This is a genomic window from Streptomyces sp. NPDC052036, assembly GCF_040680495.1.
Taxonomy (GTDB): domain Bacteria; phylum Actinomycetota; class Actinomycetes; order Streptomycetales; family Streptomycetaceae; genus Streptomyces.
Genome location: NZ_JBFAWW010000023.1, coordinates 13,527 through 29,485, shown reverse-complemented (window position 1 = coordinate 29,485; position 15,959 = coordinate 13,527). Strand labels below are relative to the sequence as shown.

The 15,959-nt window shown below is 71.3% G+C and carries 14 protein-coding genes; 9 read left to right on the top strand and 5 right to left on the bottom strand.

From position 1 onward, the window contains the following. Window positions 1–153: 153 nt before the first annotated feature. From AB0L95_RS27600 to AB0L95_RS27585, 4 genes are all read right to left on the bottom strand, one after another. Complete coding sequence (locus AB0L95_RS27600; protein ID WP_365165758.1) at window positions 154–807, bottom strand: class F sortase; 654 nt, start codon at window positions 805–807, stop codon at window positions 154–156. A gap of 36 nt (window positions 808–843) precedes the next feature. Then, window positions 844–1,539, bottom strand: coding sequence for a hypothetical protein (locus tag AB0L95_RS27595; RefSeq protein WP_365165756.1), 696 nt, complete (start codon window positions 1,537–1,539; stop codon window positions 844–846). A gap of 241 nt (window positions 1,540–1,780) precedes the next feature. Then, window positions 1,781–2,545, bottom strand: coding sequence for a DUF4239 domain-containing protein (locus AB0L95_RS27590; RefSeq protein WP_365165754.1), 765 nt, complete (start codon window positions 2,543–2,545; stop codon window positions 1,781–1,783). A gap of 16 nt (window positions 2,546–2,561) precedes the next feature. After that, on the bottom strand, window positions 2,562–2,690 hold the full coding sequence (locus AB0L95_RS27585) for a hypothetical protein (protein ID WP_365165752.1): 129 nt from the start codon (window positions 2,688–2,690) through the stop codon (window positions 2,562–2,564). A gap of 760 nt (window positions 2,691–3,450) precedes the next feature. On the opposite strand from AB0L95_RS27585, the gene AB0L95_RS27580 reads away from it, so the two are divergent. From AB0L95_RS27580 to AB0L95_RS27570, 3 genes are all read left to right on the top strand, one after another. After that, window positions 3,451–4,395 (top strand): SCO0930 family lipoprotein, encoded by a 945-nt coding sequence (locus tag AB0L95_RS27580; RefSeq protein ID WP_365165749.1) that lies wholly within the window; start codon window positions 3,451–3,453, stop codon window positions 4,393–4,395. 343 nt (window positions 4,396–4,738) lie between these two features. Continuing rightward, on the top strand, window positions 4,739–5,551 hold the full coding sequence (locus tag AB0L95_RS27575; protein WP_365165747.1) for an SAM-dependent methyltransferase: 813 nt from the start codon (window positions 4,739–4,741) through the stop codon (window positions 5,549–5,551). Then, window positions 5,548–7,695, top strand: a complete 2,148-nt coding sequence (locus tag AB0L95_RS27570) for an EAL domain-containing protein (protein WP_365165745.1) — start codon at window positions 5,548–5,550, stop codon at window positions 7,693–7,695. Before AB0L95_RS27575 ends, AB0L95_RS27570 begins: the two co-directional genes overlap by 4 nt. 120 nt (window positions 7,696–7,815) lie before the next feature. Here AB0L95_RS27570 and AB0L95_RS27565 read toward each other — a convergent pair whose 3' ends face one another. Continuing rightward, window positions 7,816–8,700, bottom strand: a complete 885-nt coding sequence (locus AB0L95_RS27565) for a LysR substrate-binding domain-containing protein (RefSeq protein ID WP_365165743.1) — start codon at window positions 8,698–8,700, stop codon at window positions 7,816–7,818. 119 nt (window positions 8,701–8,819) lie between these two features. Here AB0L95_RS27565 and AB0L95_RS27560 point away from each other — a divergent pair, with 119 nt between their 5' ends. The 6 genes from AB0L95_RS27560 (at window position 8,820) to AB0L95_RS27535 (ending at window position 15,931) form a co-directional block, all read left to right on the top strand. Next, entirely contained in the window at window positions 8,820–9,491 is a 672-nt protein-coding gene (locus AB0L95_RS27560; RefSeq protein WP_365165914.1) for a succinate dehydrogenase, read from the top strand. A 1-nt stretch (window position 9,492) separates the two neighbouring features. After that, window positions 9,493–11,451, top strand: coding sequence for a fumarate reductase/succinate dehydrogenase flavoprotein subunit (locus tag AB0L95_RS27555; protein WP_365165740.1), 1,959 nt, complete (start codon window positions 9,493–9,495; stop codon window positions 11,449–11,451). Continuing rightward, on the top strand, window positions 11,448–12,197 hold the full coding sequence (locus AB0L95_RS27550) for a succinate dehydrogenase/fumarate reductase iron-sulfur subunit (RefSeq protein WP_365165738.1): 750 nt from the start codon (window positions 11,448–11,450) through the stop codon (window positions 12,195–12,197). Before AB0L95_RS27555 ends, AB0L95_RS27550 begins: the two co-directional genes overlap by 4 nt. Window positions 12,198–12,516: 319 nt before the next feature. Next, entirely contained in the window at window positions 12,517–13,287 is a 771-nt protein-coding gene (locus AB0L95_RS27545) for a GNAT family N-acyltransferase (protein WP_365165735.1), read from the top strand. A gap of 152 nt (window positions 13,288–13,439) precedes the next feature. Further along, on the top strand, window positions 13,440–14,264 hold the full coding sequence (locus tag AB0L95_RS27540; protein ID WP_365165912.1) for a lysophospholipid acyltransferase family protein: 825 nt from the start codon (window positions 13,440–13,442) through the stop codon (window positions 14,262–14,264). 167 nt (window positions 14,265–14,431) lie between these two features. Further along, window positions 14,432–15,931: a metallophosphoesterase gene (locus AB0L95_RS27535; RefSeq protein ID WP_365165733.1), complete on the top strand. Its 1,500-nt coding sequence runs from the start codon at window positions 14,432–14,434 to the stop codon at window positions 15,929–15,931. Window positions 15,932–15,959: the final 28 nt, after the last annotated feature.

Sequence of the window (15,959 nt, the reverse complement as noted above, 5' to 3'; positions counted from 1 at the left end):
GGTCCGGAACCGGTCAGGCATCGGACGAATGCACGCCGTCGGAAACCGGCCGGGGCCCGCCGCGCGGCCGGCCCGCGCGGGACCCCCGTCCGCCGCCGCCCGACCCCGCGGCCACGGGGGCGCGGCACCCGTAAGGAGCCCGCCGTGCGGCGGTCAGCGCACGGCGGCCAGCCGGGCGAACACCACCACGTTCCCGGCGTATCCGTTCTCCTCGGAGAAGGCTCCCCCGCAGGTGATGACGCGCAACTCCGGGACCCCCTTGCTGCCGTACACCCGGTCGCCGGGGAAGTTGGCCTTGCTGAAGACCTCGACGCCGTACACCTCGAACACGGCGGTCCTGCCGTCCCCGCGCCGGACCTCGACATGGTCGCCCTTCTTCAGCGTGCCCAGTCCGTAGAAGACGGCCGGCCCCTGGTTGTTGTCGACATGGCCCACGATCACGGCGGTGCCCTTCTCGCCGGGCGTGGGCGCGCCGGTGAACCAGCCCGCGAGGTCCGGGTTGTCGGGCGGCGGCGCGTCCACCCAGCCGGAGGTGTCCAGGGCCACCGGGATGACGGGGGCGTCGACGTGGAGCGACGGGATGCCGACGCGGACGGCCGCGGAGTAGGGCAGGGCGTCGGGCCCGGTGTAGTCGGGGCTCACACCGCCGGGGGAATCGGGGGCCACCGCCGAAGCGGGCTGGGGCGGGCCCATGGCGAACTCTCCGGAACCGTGCCGGACGCAGGCGAGGCCCGTCAGCAGCACAAGGGCGATCACCCCCCATGGCGCGCGCTTCGTACGCCGCTGCGGCTGGGCCGGCTCGGACATGCTCCCTCAACCTCTCGACGCGGCCGTCACCGTGCCCTACTGGTCCTGGGCGGTACGACGACGGGACAGATACCAGGCGGTGCCGAGCGCCCCCGTGATGAGCGCCGCACCGATCCCGATCTCCTTCGGGTCGAAGCTGGCGATGCTGCCGCCTGCCCCGGCGTGCACCCCGTGCTGTCCGTAGTTCCCCCCGCCGCCCCCACCGTTTCCGCCGCCCCAGCCGCCCCCACCCCCGCCTCCACCGTTTCCGCCCCCGCCGAAGAAGCCTCCGCCACCCCCGTAGTCGCCGCCACCGCCGCCCCCGCCCCCACCGTTTCCGCCCCCGCCGAAGAAGCCTCCGCCGCCCCCGCCGCCTCCGCCCCCACCGGAGTCACGGCGTTCGTTCTTGCTTCCGGCCGCGATGGCGAGCCGCTTGTGGCCGGACTGTCGGCCGCACTGGAACGTGACGTCGTAGTCGGCACCGGGCCGGGCGTTCCTGTTGACCGTCGCCGTGGCATAGGACCGGCCCTTGGGAATGGTGACGGTGTCGAAGGCGTCGGAGAACACGGTCGCGTTGTCCTCGCAGCCCCGTATCGGAAGGTTGACGTGTTCACCGGGGCCGATTCTCGTGGGCTGCAGGTCGTAGCCGAACGAGTTGACGTTCCCGCCCCCTCCGCCGACGGATCCCGGCGCGGTGCAGGCCAGGGCGGTGACGCCCAGCAGTGCGACCGAAGCGACGCGTATCGCGCGCATGGTGAGCCTCCAGGTCCCCGAGGAGCCGTGCCGCGGACCTCTTCCGCTTGCGCCTGAAATGCACCCCGGTGATCGAAACGCTAGGAAAGATGATGTCGGGGCGCGATCGGAGTCGTGCGAATGGGGCAAGCCTGTGGGCCGGGTGACGGTCTCCCAGGCCGGGGGACGACGGCCGGGGCGGAGGGAACGGAGGCGCGCGGTTCCGTCCCCGCCGCCCCGGCGGGTGCTGATGCGGGTCCCGTCACCCGTGCAGATGAGGGAACAGGGCCAGGAACGGTTCCGAGGAGGCCGTGATGCCCCGGCTGTAGGGCGCGTCGAAGTCCCAGATCAGGAAGAGCAGAAAGGTGATCAGCGCGGAGAAGAGCCCGGCCAGGACCAGTTCGCGGGGTGTCCGCCGGATCTGCAGCGCGAATACCATTCCGATGGTGACCACCGCCCCGGAGACCAGCCCGAACCACACCACGGGCGGCATGGTGGAGCCGGTGGAGTCGGCGCGGGCGGTCCGTGCCGTGTCGGCCGCGGTCACCTGGTCGAGGAGGGGCTGGTAGGCCTGCGCCTCGAAGTCCGACCGCGGCTTGTAGTCGGTGACGTCCTGGCGGATCCGCTGGAGGAGTTCCCCGCCGCGCGCCGTCACCTTGGCCTGATGGGCCATGGCCTTCCACTCGGGTCCGACGACCTGAGTCACATACACGTCGACGTCCGCGCGGATGCGGTCGCGGACGTCGGGCGGATAGACACGGACCCGCTCCGAGATCTCGTGCAGTGCCTGGGCCTCGGCCTGGACATGGTCCTGGGCGGCGCTGCGGGCCTCCCAGACGCCCGCGATGGCCAGACCCAGCACGATGGCGTAGACCACCCCGATCCACATCGTCATGTACTCGATCACATCAGGGGTCTCGGACGGATCCTCGTCCGCGGCGGCCGTGCGCTGCCGTACCAGGGTCACCACGATCACGACGGCACAGGCGGCCGCCATCGCGAGGGTGAGAACAAGCCATTCCGACAAGAGGTTCCTCCAGGGGTCAGCGCGGCCGCAGCGCGGCGATGGCGAACACCGCCGGTGCGGCGATGAGCAGGGTGAAGATGAGCGGCGACGGACCGTCGTGCGGCGGCCGCGGGTGGGACACCGCGTGGTACGCCGGGTAGTGCACCGGGGGCGCCGAGGGGCGCGGACTCGGGCGGGGCGGGAGCGTCGGGGCCGGCTCGGGAGCGGGCGGGGGAGCGAGGACCGGGGCCGGGCGGGGACGGGGGGCAACCCGGTGCGGGGGCGGCGGCACGGGCCGCGGTCGTGGAGGCGGGGTCGGCCTGGGCGGCGGCGGTGGGGGCGGTGTGGGCTCGGGCGTCGGGGTGGGCGTAGGCGGAGGAGTGGGCGTGGGGCTCGGGCTCGGGGGCTGGCACGGCAGTGGTGGGAGCGCCCCCGGCTCGAAGAGCCCGGGAGGGAGTCGGTGGCCGCTGCCCGCGACCGCCACCGCCGCCGTGCCGTCCGGGCCCGTCGAGGCGTACGCGCACGCGTCGGCCGCCGCCGTGTGGGCGGCCGAGCCCACAAGGGTCCACGCCACCGCCAGCACGGCCAATGTCCCTCTGATGAGGGCGGACCGGGTCCGTTCGGGTCGATGCACGACGGAGATCATGGGCCGGTCCTTCTCCCCGCACGCCCGGGCGCGGGCGAATTGGCTCGAAGGGGGGACATCCGGCTTCGGGTGGTTTCAGCAACAGTGCCCGGGCCGGGGTGAGTTCAGCACCTTTGTGCGAGGGCGAACGGCGCCTGTCGCCAGGTGGCCGAGAATCGTCATGGATTTCCGAAAGTTTTTTGCGGCTCGCTTGAACACATCGAGCGCTCCCGTCCGTACCTATGGCCATACGCGGCGCTCAGTAGCGCCGCAACACCCAAGCGGACAGCTGGAGTTGAGAATGAAGACATCCTGGCGGAGCGCCTCCCTCGTGGCGACAGCTGCGGCCGTGCTGGCGCTCACGACGGCGTGCGGTCAGGAAAGCACCCAGTCGACGGGCAGCCAGAACGTCGGGGCGACGGCTGCCCCGGGCGGCTTGGGTTCCATCTCGACCACCCCCGGGAACGGCTACGGCGCCGACTCCACGGCCGCCCCGAGCGCCTCCGCGAACGGCCAGTCCGCGGGCGCGCTGACCGTCGCCGACAACGCGAAGCTCGGCAAGATCGTCACCGACAGCGCGGGCTTCACCCTCTACCGCTTCGACCAGGACACGGCCGAACCGCCGAAGTCCTCCTGCGACGGCGACTGCGCCAAGACGTGGCCGCCGGTTCCCGCCGAGGGCGCCTCGGTGGCCGCCGGCATCGACAAGTCCCTGGTCGGCGAGGTCACCCGGGCCGACGGCACCAAGCAGCTGACCATCGCCGGCTGGCCGATGTACCGCTTCGCCAAGGACACCCAGGCCGGTGACACCAACGGTGAGGGCGTGAAGGGCGCCTGGTTCGCGACCGCGCCCACCGGCAAGAAGGCCGCGGTCTCCGACCTGCCCGGCCTGTCGGTCCGCAACGACGCCAAGCTCGGCCCGATCGTCGTCGACAAGAACGGTATGACGGTCTACCGCTTCCTGAAGGACAAGGCGTGGCCCGAGCCGGTGTCCGCCTGCACCGGTGCCTGCCTGGAGAAGTGGCCCGTCGTCGCGCCCGTGTCGGCGGACGACACCAAGGGCGTCAAGAAGAAGGGCCTCATGGGCTTCACCCGCCCCGACGGCGCCAAGCAGATGACCGTCAACTGCTGGCCCATCTACACCTTCTCCGGTGACAAGGCCCCCGGAGAAACCAACGGCCAGGGCGTGGGCGGCACGTGGTACGCCGTCTCGCCCGACGGAAAGCCGGTCGGCGTGTCCAAGTAGAGATCACCTCCCCAGGGTCGATCGATCGCCTCGCCCCAGTCGGCCAGACCGCGGAAGGGAGTGAGACACCCAAGCCGGAACAACGGGACACAGACGCGCACGACCAGGCCCGCCCCCTCTCCACCGCACGGAGGGGGCGGGCCTCTTCGTGGTGTGTGCGGGGCAGCGGGCGCGACCCGCGGCGGCGGGCCGGGAGTGCTCGATATCGACGGCACGTGCCACCGGCAGTGACCGGGAACGGACGGTCAATTTCCGTTTTTGCTCGCTCCGTTGGCGGACGATCAGTAGCCTCTGCTCGAAACACCGGATCGCCTCCGCCGTCGTCTACGCCTTGGAGAACTACATGGAGCGTCCTGCCTGGGCGCCACGGAGCATCAACATCTCCGTGCCGAGCGTGTCCCGCATGTACGACTTCTACCTGGGCGGGTCGCACAACTTCGAGGTCGACCGCGAGGCGGCGCGCAGGGCACTGGAGTTCATGCCGGGACTCCCCAAGATCATGCAGGCGAACCGGGCGTTCATGCGCCGCGCCGTGCGCTTCGCCGTGGAGGAGGGCGTCACCCAGTTCCTCGACATCGGCGCCGGCATCCCGACCTTCGGCAGCGTCCACGAAGTGGCCCAGGGGGCACATCCGGGCGCCCGTGTGGTGTACGTCGACCACGACCCGGTCGCGGTGGCGCACAGCGAGGCCGTTCTCGAGGGGAACGACGACGCGGCCGTCGTCGCCGCCGATCTCCGCAAGCCCCGCGAGATACTGTCGAGCCCTCAGATGGAGCGGCTGATCGACCTGAACCGGCCGGTCGCCCTGCTTCTCGTTGCCATACTGCACTTCGTGGAGGACACGGACGACCCCTTGGGTGCGGTGGCCGAGCTGCGCGACGCCCTCGCGCCGGGCAGCCTGCTCATCCTCACGCATGCCTCGTACGAGGGAATCCCGCTGCCGCAGGAACGCGCCGAGGGCGCGGTCGACGTGTACAAGAACATCCGCAATCCGCTGATCATGCGCTCGCGCGAGGAAATCGCGCGGTTCTTCGAGGGGTACGACATGGTGGAACCCGGGCTGGTGCCGATGCCGACGTGGCGGCCCGACACGGCACCCGAGGACGAGGATCCTTATGCCTTCTCCGGATTCGCCGGCGTGGGGCGCGCCGCGTGAGCGGGGAGCCGGGCGGGCCGGAGGACAGACTGCGCAGGTTCGCGACGATCTGGAGCCGGGCCGTCTTCCCCGTGACCTCGACCTCGCTGACCCGGCCGGAGTTCGAGGAGCAACTGCTGCCGCTGGCCCGGCGGCTGTGCGACGCGCTGCGGGCCAGGGCGTTCGACGCGCCCACGGCCAAGGCGATCGGCGCGGCGCTCATGGAAGCGCACTGCACGGACCCGGAGGCCCTCAGCCGTACGCTCGACTGCGTCGACGCCTATCTGGTGCTCTACTGCGGCGATCCCGACGCCTCCCCGGAGGCGCAGGAAGCTCTGCGGACCCGCTCCTCGCGGTTGCAGCACGCGATCGCCGCCGGTTTCGCGGCGGCCCTGAAGGAGCGCACGCTCGCCGAACAGGAGGTCATCGCGCAGGCCGCCCTCACCGCCCAGGGCGTGGTGGCGCAGGCGCTCCACTCCAGTGAGGCCCGCTTCCGCGCGGTGTTCGAGGGCGCGGCCATAGGAATCGGGATCGCCGACCTGGACGGCAACGTCCTGGAGGTCAACGGCGCGCTGCTGCGCATGTTCGGCGGTTCCGACCACCTGGTGCGCGGACGCAACGTCGCCGAGTGGACCCATCCGGACGACGCGCCGCAGGTGTGGCGGCTGTACGACGAACTGGTCCGCGGCGAGCGCGACCACTACCACGTCGAAAAGGCCTTCTACCGGCCCGACGGCACGGTCCTGTGGACCAATCTGACGGTGTCCCTGCTGCGGGACGCGGACGGCGCCCCGCAGTACCAGCTCGCGCTGATGGAGGACACCACCGAGCGGCGCCTGCTGAACCTGCGGCTGCGCTACGAGGCCACCCACGACGCGCTGACCGGACTGCCGAACCGCACCCTGTTCTTCGAGCGCCTGGAGAAGGCGCTCGGCGCGGGCGAGGGGCAGCGGTTCGGCCTGTGCTACCTCGACCTCGACGGCTTCAAGGCCATCAACGACAGCCTCGGACACGCGGCCGGCGACCGGCTGCTCGTCGAGGTCGCCGACCGGCTCCAGGCGTGTGCCACCGCGCCCGGTGAGATGGTCGCGCGGCTCGGCGGCGACGAGTTCGTGGCGCTCACCACCGGGCCGGACGCCGAGCGCGGGGTCGACGAGCTCGTCGGACGGATCATGAACGCGCTGGTCACCCCGATCAGCGTCGACGGGCGGGAGCTGACCGTGCGCGGCAGCATCGGCGTCGTCGAGGGGCCCGTGGGGGAGCGGGGCCCGGCGGAGGTGCTGCGCAGCGCGGACATCACCATGTATCGGGCCAAGTCGGCGGGCGGCAACCGCTTCGAGCTCGCCGACCCCGAGGCCGACGCCCGCGCCATCACCCGGCACGGGCTGACCACGGCACTGCCCACCGCCCTGGACCGGGGCGAGTTCTTCATCGAGTACCAGCCGTTGGTCCATCTCGGCGACGGCACCGTGCACGGCGCCGAGGCGCTGGTGCGCTGGCTGCATCCGCAGCACGGCGTGCTCGGGCCCGACCGCTTCATCCCGCTCGCCGAGCGGACCGGGCTGATCGTGCCGCTGGGCCGCTGGGTCCTCCAGGAGTCGGTGCGGCAGGCCCGGGCGTGGCAGCAGAAGCACGACGAGAAGGGTCCGCTGCGGATCAACGTCAATCTGTCGCCGTGCCAGCTCACTCATCCAGGGCTGGTCTCCGACACCGTGGACATCCTGGAGCAGGCCGGTCTGGAACCGGACGCGCTCTGCCTGGAGGTCACGGAGTCGGCGCTCATCGGGGCGGACGACGACCTGCTCAAACCCCTGCGCCGCCTGGCCGAGATGGGGGTGGACATCGCCCTCGACGACTTCGGCACGGGGTACTCCAACCTGGCCAATCTGCGCCGGCTTCCGGTGCGGGTGCTGAAGCTGGACCGTTCCTTCACCCAGAGCATGCAGCAGTGCCCGGCGGACCCCGTCGATCTGAAGATCGTCGAGGGGATCGTCTCGCTCGCCCACAGCCTGAACCTCGCGGTCACGGTCGAGGGCGTGGAGACCGGCGCCCAGGCCGAGCAGCTGCGGATCCTGGGCTGCGACACGGCCCAGGGCTGGTACTACGCCCGCCCGGGCCCGCCGGAGCGCCTGCACGAACTGGCGCTGGCGGACGCGAGGGGCTGACCCCCCACGACCGTACGGGCGGTGCGGGAGGCAGGAGCTGCGCGGGTGTGCGGTGCAGGGTGTGCGGACGGGTGGTACGACCTGCGAGGGCGTGCGGTGCGGGGTGCGCGGGCGTGCGGCTCAGCGCTCCAGCAGCATCTGCTGAAGCTCCCTCGCCGCTCGCGGCGGCGCCACATCGCTGCGGTGAGCCAGCGCGATCGTCCGGTGGAGTCCGGGCCGGGCCAGCGGGGTGACCCGCAGCCCGCGCCCGGACCCCACGGCGATCATGCGCGGCACGACCGCCACCCCGAGCCCGGCCCGCACGAAGCCCAGCACCGCGTCCATCTCGCCGCCCTCCACCGCGAAGTCCGGTTCGAAGCCCGCGGCGCGACAGGCGGCCACGGTCAGTTCCCGCAGGTCGTAGCCATGGCGGAACATGACCAGGCGCTCGCCCTCCAGGTCCGGGATGCGGACCGTGCGGCGGCCGCCACCGGGTCTCGGGGCGTCCGGCGAGGACACCACCACCAGGTCCTCGCGCAGCAGCTCCACCGTGGTCAGCGCGGGTGAGGGGGTGGGCAGCGGGAGCACGACCAGCGCCAGGTCGAGGGCGCCGCGTGCCAGCTCCCGTACGAGATCGTGCGAGCCGCCCTCCTCGATCAGCAACTGGACGCCGGGATAGCGGTCGTGGAAGGCGCGCAGCACGTCCGGCAGCAGGCCCGTGCACACGCTCGGCGTCGCGCCCAGGCGCACCCGGCCCCGGCGCAGTTGCATCAGCTCCTGCACCTCGTGACGGGCCGTGTCCGCGTCGGCGAGGATCCGGCGGGCCAGCGGCAACAGCGCCTCGCCCGCGTCCGTGAGCGTGATGTTGCCGCGGGCCCGTAGGAAGAGATCCGCCCCCAGTTCCCGCTCCAGCGCCTTGATCTGCTGTGACAGCGACGGCTGGGCGACATGGACCAGATCGGCGGCCCGGGTGAAGTGGCGTGTCTCGGCTACTGCGACGAAGTACTGGAGCTGCTGGAACTGCATACAGTCATGATAGGCATGGTCTATCGAATCAAGCCGGACCATGTCTTGGACCGATGAGGACCTTCGGCCCTAGCGTTCCTGCCATGGCTCTGGCAACGCGGACGGACCGACGGCCGTCCATGGCCCGCACTGTGTGGGACTCGACCGTCGGCAAGAAGACAGTCATGGCGGTCAGCGGCCTGATCATGCTGCTGTATCTGGTCGCCCACATGATCGGCAACCTGAAGATCTACTTCGGGGCGGGCGAGTTCAACCACTACGCCCACTGGCTGCGCACCGTCGGCGAACCCTTCATGCACTACGAGTGGACGCTCTGGCTGATCCGCGTCGTGCTGATCGTCGCCGTCGTCGCCCACGCCGTCTCCGCCTACCAGCTCAGCCGCCGTGACATCAAGGCACGCCCGAGCAAGTACGTGCACGCCAGACCGCGGGCGAGCTACGCCACCCGCACCATGCGCTGGGGCGGCATCATCCTCGGACTGTTCCTCGTCTGGCACCTCCTCGACCTGACCACCGGCACCGTGCACTCCGGCGGCTTCCAGGAGGGCCACCCGTACCAGAACGTCGTGGACACCTTCTCCACCTGGTACGGCGACGTCATCTACATCGTCGCGATGCTCGCTCTCGGCCTGCACATCCGGCACGGCTTCTGGAGCGCAGCCCAGACCCTCGGCGTCGGCAGCCGCACCCGCGACCGCGCCCTGAAGACCATTGCCAATGTCCTTGCGCTGCTGCTCACGGCCGGCTTCATCGCCGTCCCCGTGGGCGTCATGACCGGAGTGGTGAGCTGACATGACTGCCTCCGCCGCATACACCGACTACACGACCGGCGAACCGGTCATCGACACCAAGGCGCCGAAGGGCCCGATCAGCGAGCGCTGGGACACCCGCCGTTTCGAGGCCAAGCTGGTCAACCCGGCCAACCGGCGCAAGCACACGATCATCGTCGTCGGCACCGGCCTCGCGGGCGGCTCCGCGGGCGCCACCCTCGCCGAACAGGGCTACCACGTCGTCCAGTTCTGCTACCAGGACTCCCCGCGCCGCGCCCACTCCATCGCCGCGCAGGGCGGCATCAACGCCGCGAAGGACTACCGCAACGACGGCGACTCGATCCACCGCCTCTTCTACGACACCGTCAAGGGCGGCGACTTCCGGGCCCGCGAGTCCAACGTCCACCGCCTCGCCCAGGTCTCCGTCGAGATCATCGACCAGTGCGTGGCACAGGGCGTGCCGTTCGCCCGCGAGTACGGCGGCCTGCTCGACACCCGCTCCTTCGGCGGCGTCCAGGTCTCCCGCACCTTCTACGCCCGCGGCCAGACGGGCCAGCAGCTTCTGCTCGGCGCCTACCAGGCGCTCTCCCGGCAGATCGCCGCCGGCAACGTGGAGTTGCACCCGCGCACCGAGATGCTCGACCTGATCGTCGTCGACGGGCGGGCGCGCGGCATCGTCGCCCGCGACCTGATCACCGGAAAGGTCGACACGTACTTCGCGGACGCCGTCGTCCTCGCCTCCGGCGGCTACGGCAACGTCTTCTATCTGTCGACCAACGCCATGAACTCCAACGCGACCGCCATCTGGCGGGCGCACCGGCGCGGCGCCTACTTCGCCAACCCCTGCTTCACACAGATCCACCCGACCTGCATCCCGCGCACCGGCGACCATCAGTCCAAGCTCACCCTGATGAGTGAGTCGCTGCGCAACGACGGCCGGATCTGGGTGCCGAAGGCCAAGGGCGACAACCGCCCGCCGAACCAGATCCCCGAGGACGAGCGCGACTACTACCTGGAGCGCATCTACCCCTCCTTCGGCAACCTGGTCCCCCGCGACATCGCCTCCCGCGCCGCCAAAAACGTCTGCGACGAGGGCCGTGGCGTCGGCCCCGGCGGCCAGGGCGTCTACCTCGACTTCGCGGACGCGATCCACCGCATGGGCCGCAAGAAGGTCGAGGAGAAGTACGGCAACCTCTTCGACATGTACGAGCGGATCACCGCGGAGAACCCGTACGAGGTGCCGATGCGGATCTACCCCGCCGTGCACTACACGATGGGCGGTCTGTGGGTCGACTACGACCTCCAGACCACGATCCCGGGACTGTTCGCGGTCGGCGAGGCCAACTTCTCCGACCACGGCGCCAACCGCCTCGGCGCCTCCGCGCTGATGCAGGGCCTCGCCGACGGCTATTTCGTCCTGCCGTCGACGATCAACGACTATCTGGCCCGCAACCCGCACCAGGACCAGGTGACCATCGACCACCCCGCCGTCCAGGAGGTGCTGGCCGAGACCGAGGACCGGGTCAACCTGCTGCTGTCCGTGGACGGCGACCGCACCCCCGACTCCTTCCACCGTGAACTGGGTGAACTCATGTGGGAGTTCTGCGGCATGGCGCGTACGGACTCGGGTCTGCGCAAGGCGCTGGAGCGCATCCCGCAGATCCGCGAGGAGTTCTGGCGGCGCATCAAGGTCCCTGGCACGGGCGAGGAGTTCAACCAGTCGCTGGAGAAGGCCAACCGCATCGTCGACTATCTGGAACTCGCCGAGCTGATGTGCCTCGACGCGCTGCACCGCAGCGAGTCCTGCGGCGGACACTTCCGCGAGGAGTCCCAGACCCCGGACGGCGAGGCCGCCCGCAAGGACGACGAGTTCGCCTACGCGGCCGCCTGGGAGTTCACCGGCACCGGCGAGGCGCCCACCCTGCACAAGGAAGACCTGGTCTTCGAGTACGTCCACCCCACCCAGCGGAGCTACGCATGAAGCTCACCCTGCGCGTCTGGCGGCAGAAGAACGCCGACGCAGAAGGCACCATGTCCACCTACGAGGTGGACGGCATCTCGTCCGACATGTCCTTCCTGGAGATGCTGGACACCCTCAACGAGCACCTCATCCTCAAGGGCGAGGACCCGGTCGCCTTCGACCACGACTGCCGTGAGGGCATCTGCGGGGCGTGCTCGCTCGTCATCAACGGCGACGCGCACGGCCCGGAGCGCACCACCACCTGCCAGCTCCACATGCGGTCCTTCAAGGACGGCGACACGATCGACATCGAGCCGTGGCGGGCCTCGGCCTTCCCGGTGATCAAGGACCTGGTCGTCGACCGCTCGGCCTTCGACCGGATCATCCAGGCCGGCGGCTACATCACGGCCCCGACCGGATCCGCGCCCGAGGCCCACGCCACACCCGTCCCCAAGGCGGACGCCGACTTCGCGTTCGAGCACGCCGAGTGCATCGGCTGCGGGGCCTGCGTGGCGGCCTGCCCGAACGGCGCGGCGATGCTGTTCACCTCGGCGAAGATCAACCACCTCAATGTGCTGCCGCAGGGCGCGCCCGAGCGCGAGACCCGGGTGCTGGACATGGTGGCGCAGATGGACGAGGAGGGCTTCGGCGGCTGCACCCTCACCGGCGAGTGCGCCACCGCCTGCCCCAAGGGCATCCCCCTGGTCTCCATCACCAGCATGAACAAGGAGTGGCTGCGAGCCACCCGCAAGGCGGGCCGCCGCTAGGTCCTGTCGTCACCAGGACGGGCCGGCGCCGCTTGGGACCTGCGGCGCCGGCCGCATGACGTTCGCCGGCAGGGTGCGGACGGGCGGGACCGGGCGTGGTGCTCAACCCCGGTCCCGCCAACGGCCTCGCGGGCTTCGCGAGCCCCCGGGTCCGCCGCCCCGCGCCACCGGTCACCCCTGGCATTCAACATTCCCACATCCCCCCTCCTGGCAGCGGTCACGCGCAGGCCAACCGGCATCGGAAGAACAGGAGCGCACAGACCGCACAGCCCCGGTCTGCAGCCGCCCCGCCGAACCGGCCCGTGACCAGGAGAGAGCCATGACCGGCGTTACCACCCTCGCCAGCCCCCCACTGCCCGTGGCACCGACCCGCTACACCGTCACCCTCGCCCGCGACGAGGCCGACGTCCGGGACGCCCAGCGGCTGCGCCACGACGTCTTCGCCGGGGAGATGGGCGCCCTCCTGTCCACCCCGCAGCCCGGCCTCGACATCGACCCCTTCGACGCGTACTGCGACCACCTGCTCGTCCGTGACACCCTGACCGACCAGGTCGTCGGCACCTACCGGCTGCTGCCGCCGGAGCGGGCCGCGATCGCCGGGCGGCTGTACTCGGAGAGCGAGTTCGACCTCGACCCGCTGGCCGGGATCCGCTCCGGGCTCGTCGAGGTCGGCCGCTCCTGCGTCCACCCCGACCACCGCGACGGCACGGTCATCGGACTCATCTGGGCGGGGATAGCCCGCTACATGATCGACGGCGGTCACGAGTGGCTGGCCGGCTGCTGCTCCCTGCCGCTCGCCGACGGCGGTGCGCTCGCCGCGGGCACCTGGGAGCGGGTGCAGGCCAAGCACATGGCGCCCGAGGAGTACCGCGTACGTCCGCTGCTGTCCTGGCGGCCGGAGACCCCGGCCCCGGCCGGGCACGCCGAGCTGCCCCCGCTGCTGCGCGGCTACCTGCGGCTCGGCGCCTGGGTCTGCGGGGAGCCCGCGCACGACCCGGACTTCGGCGTCGCCGACCTCTATGTCCTGCTGTCGATGCGCCGGGTCAACGCGCGCTATCTGCGGCACTTCCTCTCGCTCGTGCCGGCGTGACGACCATGTTCAGGACCGGTACGCAGGCCGTGTACCGTCCCGCGCCGGGCCTGCGCCCTCGGCGCGGGACTCCGGCACCCGGCAGCCCCGGCGCGAGCACGTCGGCACCGGGGCCGCAGGACACCGAGGCGAAGTCCCCGGCCGCCGCGCCCGTGAGCGCCTGGCTGCCCAGCGCTCCCTGCTCCCCGCGTTCCTGCGTGGACGCCACGGCGTCGGCGGCCGCCGCACCGCGCGCCGTACTGCGGCTCGTGGCCCTGGTGACCCTGGTGGTCACGGGGACCGTCCTCTCCCCGCTGGTGTGCCGGCTTTCCGTTCCGGTCCGCGAGCGGATCATCAGCGCCTGGTGCCGGACGGTGGTGCGCGCCGCCGGCGTCCGGGTACGGATCACCGGGGCCGCCCCGCCCCACGGCGGTCTGCTGATGGTCGCGAACCACATCTCATGGCTGGACATCCCGCTGCTCGCCGCCGTCCGCCCCGGCCGGGTGCTCGCCAAGATCGAGGTCAGGCAGTGGCCGGTGGCCGGTGCGCTGACGGCGCGCAGCGGCGCGCTCTTCATCGACCGGGACCGGCTGCGGGCGCTGCCCGACACGGTCGCCAGGATCGCGGACGGTCTGCGCGCCGGATCGGCGGTCGTGGTCTTCCCCGAGGGCAGCACCTGGTGCGGCCGGTCGCAGGGGTACTTCCGGCGGGCGGCCTTCCAAGCGGCGCTGGACGCGGGCGTCCCGGTCCAGCCGGTGCGGCTCCACTACCGGCACCATGGCGGTCCGGCGAGCACCGCGCCCGCGTTCGTGGGCAGCGACTCCCTGCTGTCCTCGCTGTGGCGGGTGGTGTCGGCGCACCGGCTCGTCGCGGAGGTCCGGGTGGAGCCGGTGCTCCCCACGGACACCGGGACCGACCGCCGGGCCCTCGCCCTGGCCGCCCAACGGGCCCTGGAACTCCCGGGAGACGGACACGCGAACCTACCCGCGCAGATCTGATGCACTGTCACTTATGGCTGCACACAAGGGACATGGGGCGACGGGAAGACACGAGCCCAGGGGTCCGGTCGCCGTCGTCCCGTCCGACGGCGGCCGGACGCCCGGGCCCACCCACTTCCTCCACGTCCGCTTCCTCTCGCCGTAGGGATCATTGCTACGGTTCTGCGATGTCCGAATCTTCACGCGATACGGCCGAGGGCGCCGGCTGGGGAGCCGCGGAACGCGGCAGCTTCCACGAATTGATGCCGCGTCAGGTCGAGAAACTCTCCTGGCTCAACCCGAAGACCCTCTGGGCGGCCCGCAACGGGGTGCTCGCCTCCTGGTTCGGCGACCCCACCGGACGGACCCGCACTCGCTGGGCGCAGCAGCAGGAAGCGGCGGGCGCACCCGCCGACAAGGTGATCCGACGCGACGATCCGGACCGCTTCTCCTTCATGGTCATCGGAGACACCGGCGAGGGCGACGCGCCCCAGTACGCCGTGGTGCCGGGCTTTCTGAGGGCGAGTGGGAACACCCGCTTCAGCGTGTTGGCCAGCGATGTCATCTATCCGGTCGGGGCCACCGCCGACTACGGCACCAAGTTCTTCCGCCCCTACCAGGACTACCAGGCGCCCATCTACGCCATACCCGGCAACCACGACTGGTACGAGGACCTGCACGGGTTCATGCGCGTCTTCTGCGACGCCCAGCCGCCCGCCCAGGAGCCCGCGCCCCGCCCGCCGAGCCGTGCCTGGCTGCGCTCCCTGTTGTGGCACCGGCCGGGCGCCCCGGACGAACAACGCCTCGCCGAGGCGAGGACGCTGCGCTCGGCTCCCGCTCAGCAGACCCGCCAGCCCGGTCCGTACTGGGCGATCGACGCCGGCCCCGTGCGTATCGTCGGCATCGACACCGGTCTGCTGGGCACCCTCGACGCCGAACAGGGCCGGTGGCTGCGCGAGGTCTCACGCGGCCCCCGCCCCAAGATCCTTGTCACCGGCTCCCCGCTGTACGTGGACGGCGAGCACCACCCCTGTCCCATCGAGGGCGGCGGCACCGTCGACGACGTGGTCCGCGACCCGGACCACCACTACGTCGCCGCGATAGGCGGTGACATCCACAACTACCAGCGCTATCCGGTGGATGTGCACGGCCGCACCATCCAGTACGTGGTCTCCGGCGGCGGCGGTGCCTTCATGCACGCCACCCACACCATCCCGCGCGTGTCGGTGGCGAACGTCACCGAGCGGCACTTCCGCTGCTACCCGCTGCGCGGCGACTCTCTCGCCTTCTACAGCCGGCTCTACGGGCGCAGACTGCGGCTGGGGCGCCTGTTCACGCTCACCGAGGCGGAGGCGACCGCCGTCGTGGCCGAGCGCCTCGGCATCGCCCCGACCCGCGCCCCCGGCACACCGACCCGGGTCACCCGGCGCACCCGCCTCGTGGCCTCCCTGCTCGGTGCCGGGGGCCGGCCCGACCGCACCTCGCGGTTCCGGCTGCCGGTGCGCAAGGTCTACACCCGGCTCTTCTCCCCGAGTTCGGTCACCTACAGCCCGCCGTTCTTCAAGAACTTCCTGCGCCTGGACGTCACCCCCGAGGCGGTCCGGCTGCGCTGTTTCGCGGCGACCGGCAATCTGCGCCAGGAACTCGACCCGCCCGTCGAGGACGAGGTGACCATCCGTCTGGTGTGACGCCCCTCGACGGAAGGAGGCCCCCCTC

Excerpts from the sequence above, each read along its gene's own strand:
- AB0L95_RS27600 (WP_365165758.1), bottom strand. The coding sequence starts at position 807 with ATGTCCGAGCCGGCCCAGCCGCAGCGGCGTACGAAGCGCGCGCCATGG.
- AB0L95_RS27595 (WP_365165756.1), bottom strand. The coding sequence starts at position 1,539 with ATGCGCGCGATACGCGTCGCTTCGGTCGCACTGCTGGGCGTCACCGCC.
- AB0L95_RS27580 (WP_365165749.1), top strand. The coding sequence starts at position 3,451 with ATGAAGACATCCTGGCGGAGCGCCTCCCTCGTGGCGACAGCTGCGGCC.
- AB0L95_RS27575 (WP_365165747.1), top strand. The coding sequence starts at position 4,739 with ATGGAGCGTCCTGCCTGGGCGCCACGGAGCATCAACATCTCCGTGCCG.
- AB0L95_RS27565 (WP_365165743.1), bottom strand. The coding sequence starts at position 8,700 with ATGCAGTTCCAGCAGCTCCAGTACTTCGTCGCAGTAGCCGAGACACGC.
- AB0L95_RS27560 (WP_365165914.1), top strand. The coding sequence starts at position 8,820 with ATGGCCCGCACTGTGTGGGACTCGACCGTCGGCAAGAAGACAGTCATG.
- AB0L95_RS27555 (WP_365165740.1), top strand. The coding sequence starts at position 9,493 with ATGACTGCCTCCGCCGCATACACCGACTACACGACCGGCGAACCGGTC.
- AB0L95_RS27550 (WP_365165738.1), top strand. The coding sequence starts at position 11,448 with ATGAAGCTCACCCTGCGCGTCTGGCGGCAGAAGAACGCCGACGCAGAA.
- AB0L95_RS27545 (WP_365165735.1), top strand. The coding sequence starts at position 12,517 with ATGACCGGCGTTACCACCCTCGCCAGCCCCCCACTGCCCGTGGCACCG.
- AB0L95_RS27535 (WP_365165733.1), top strand. The coding sequence starts at position 14,432 with ATGTCCGAATCTTCACGCGATACGGCCGAGGGCGCCGGCTGGGGAGCC.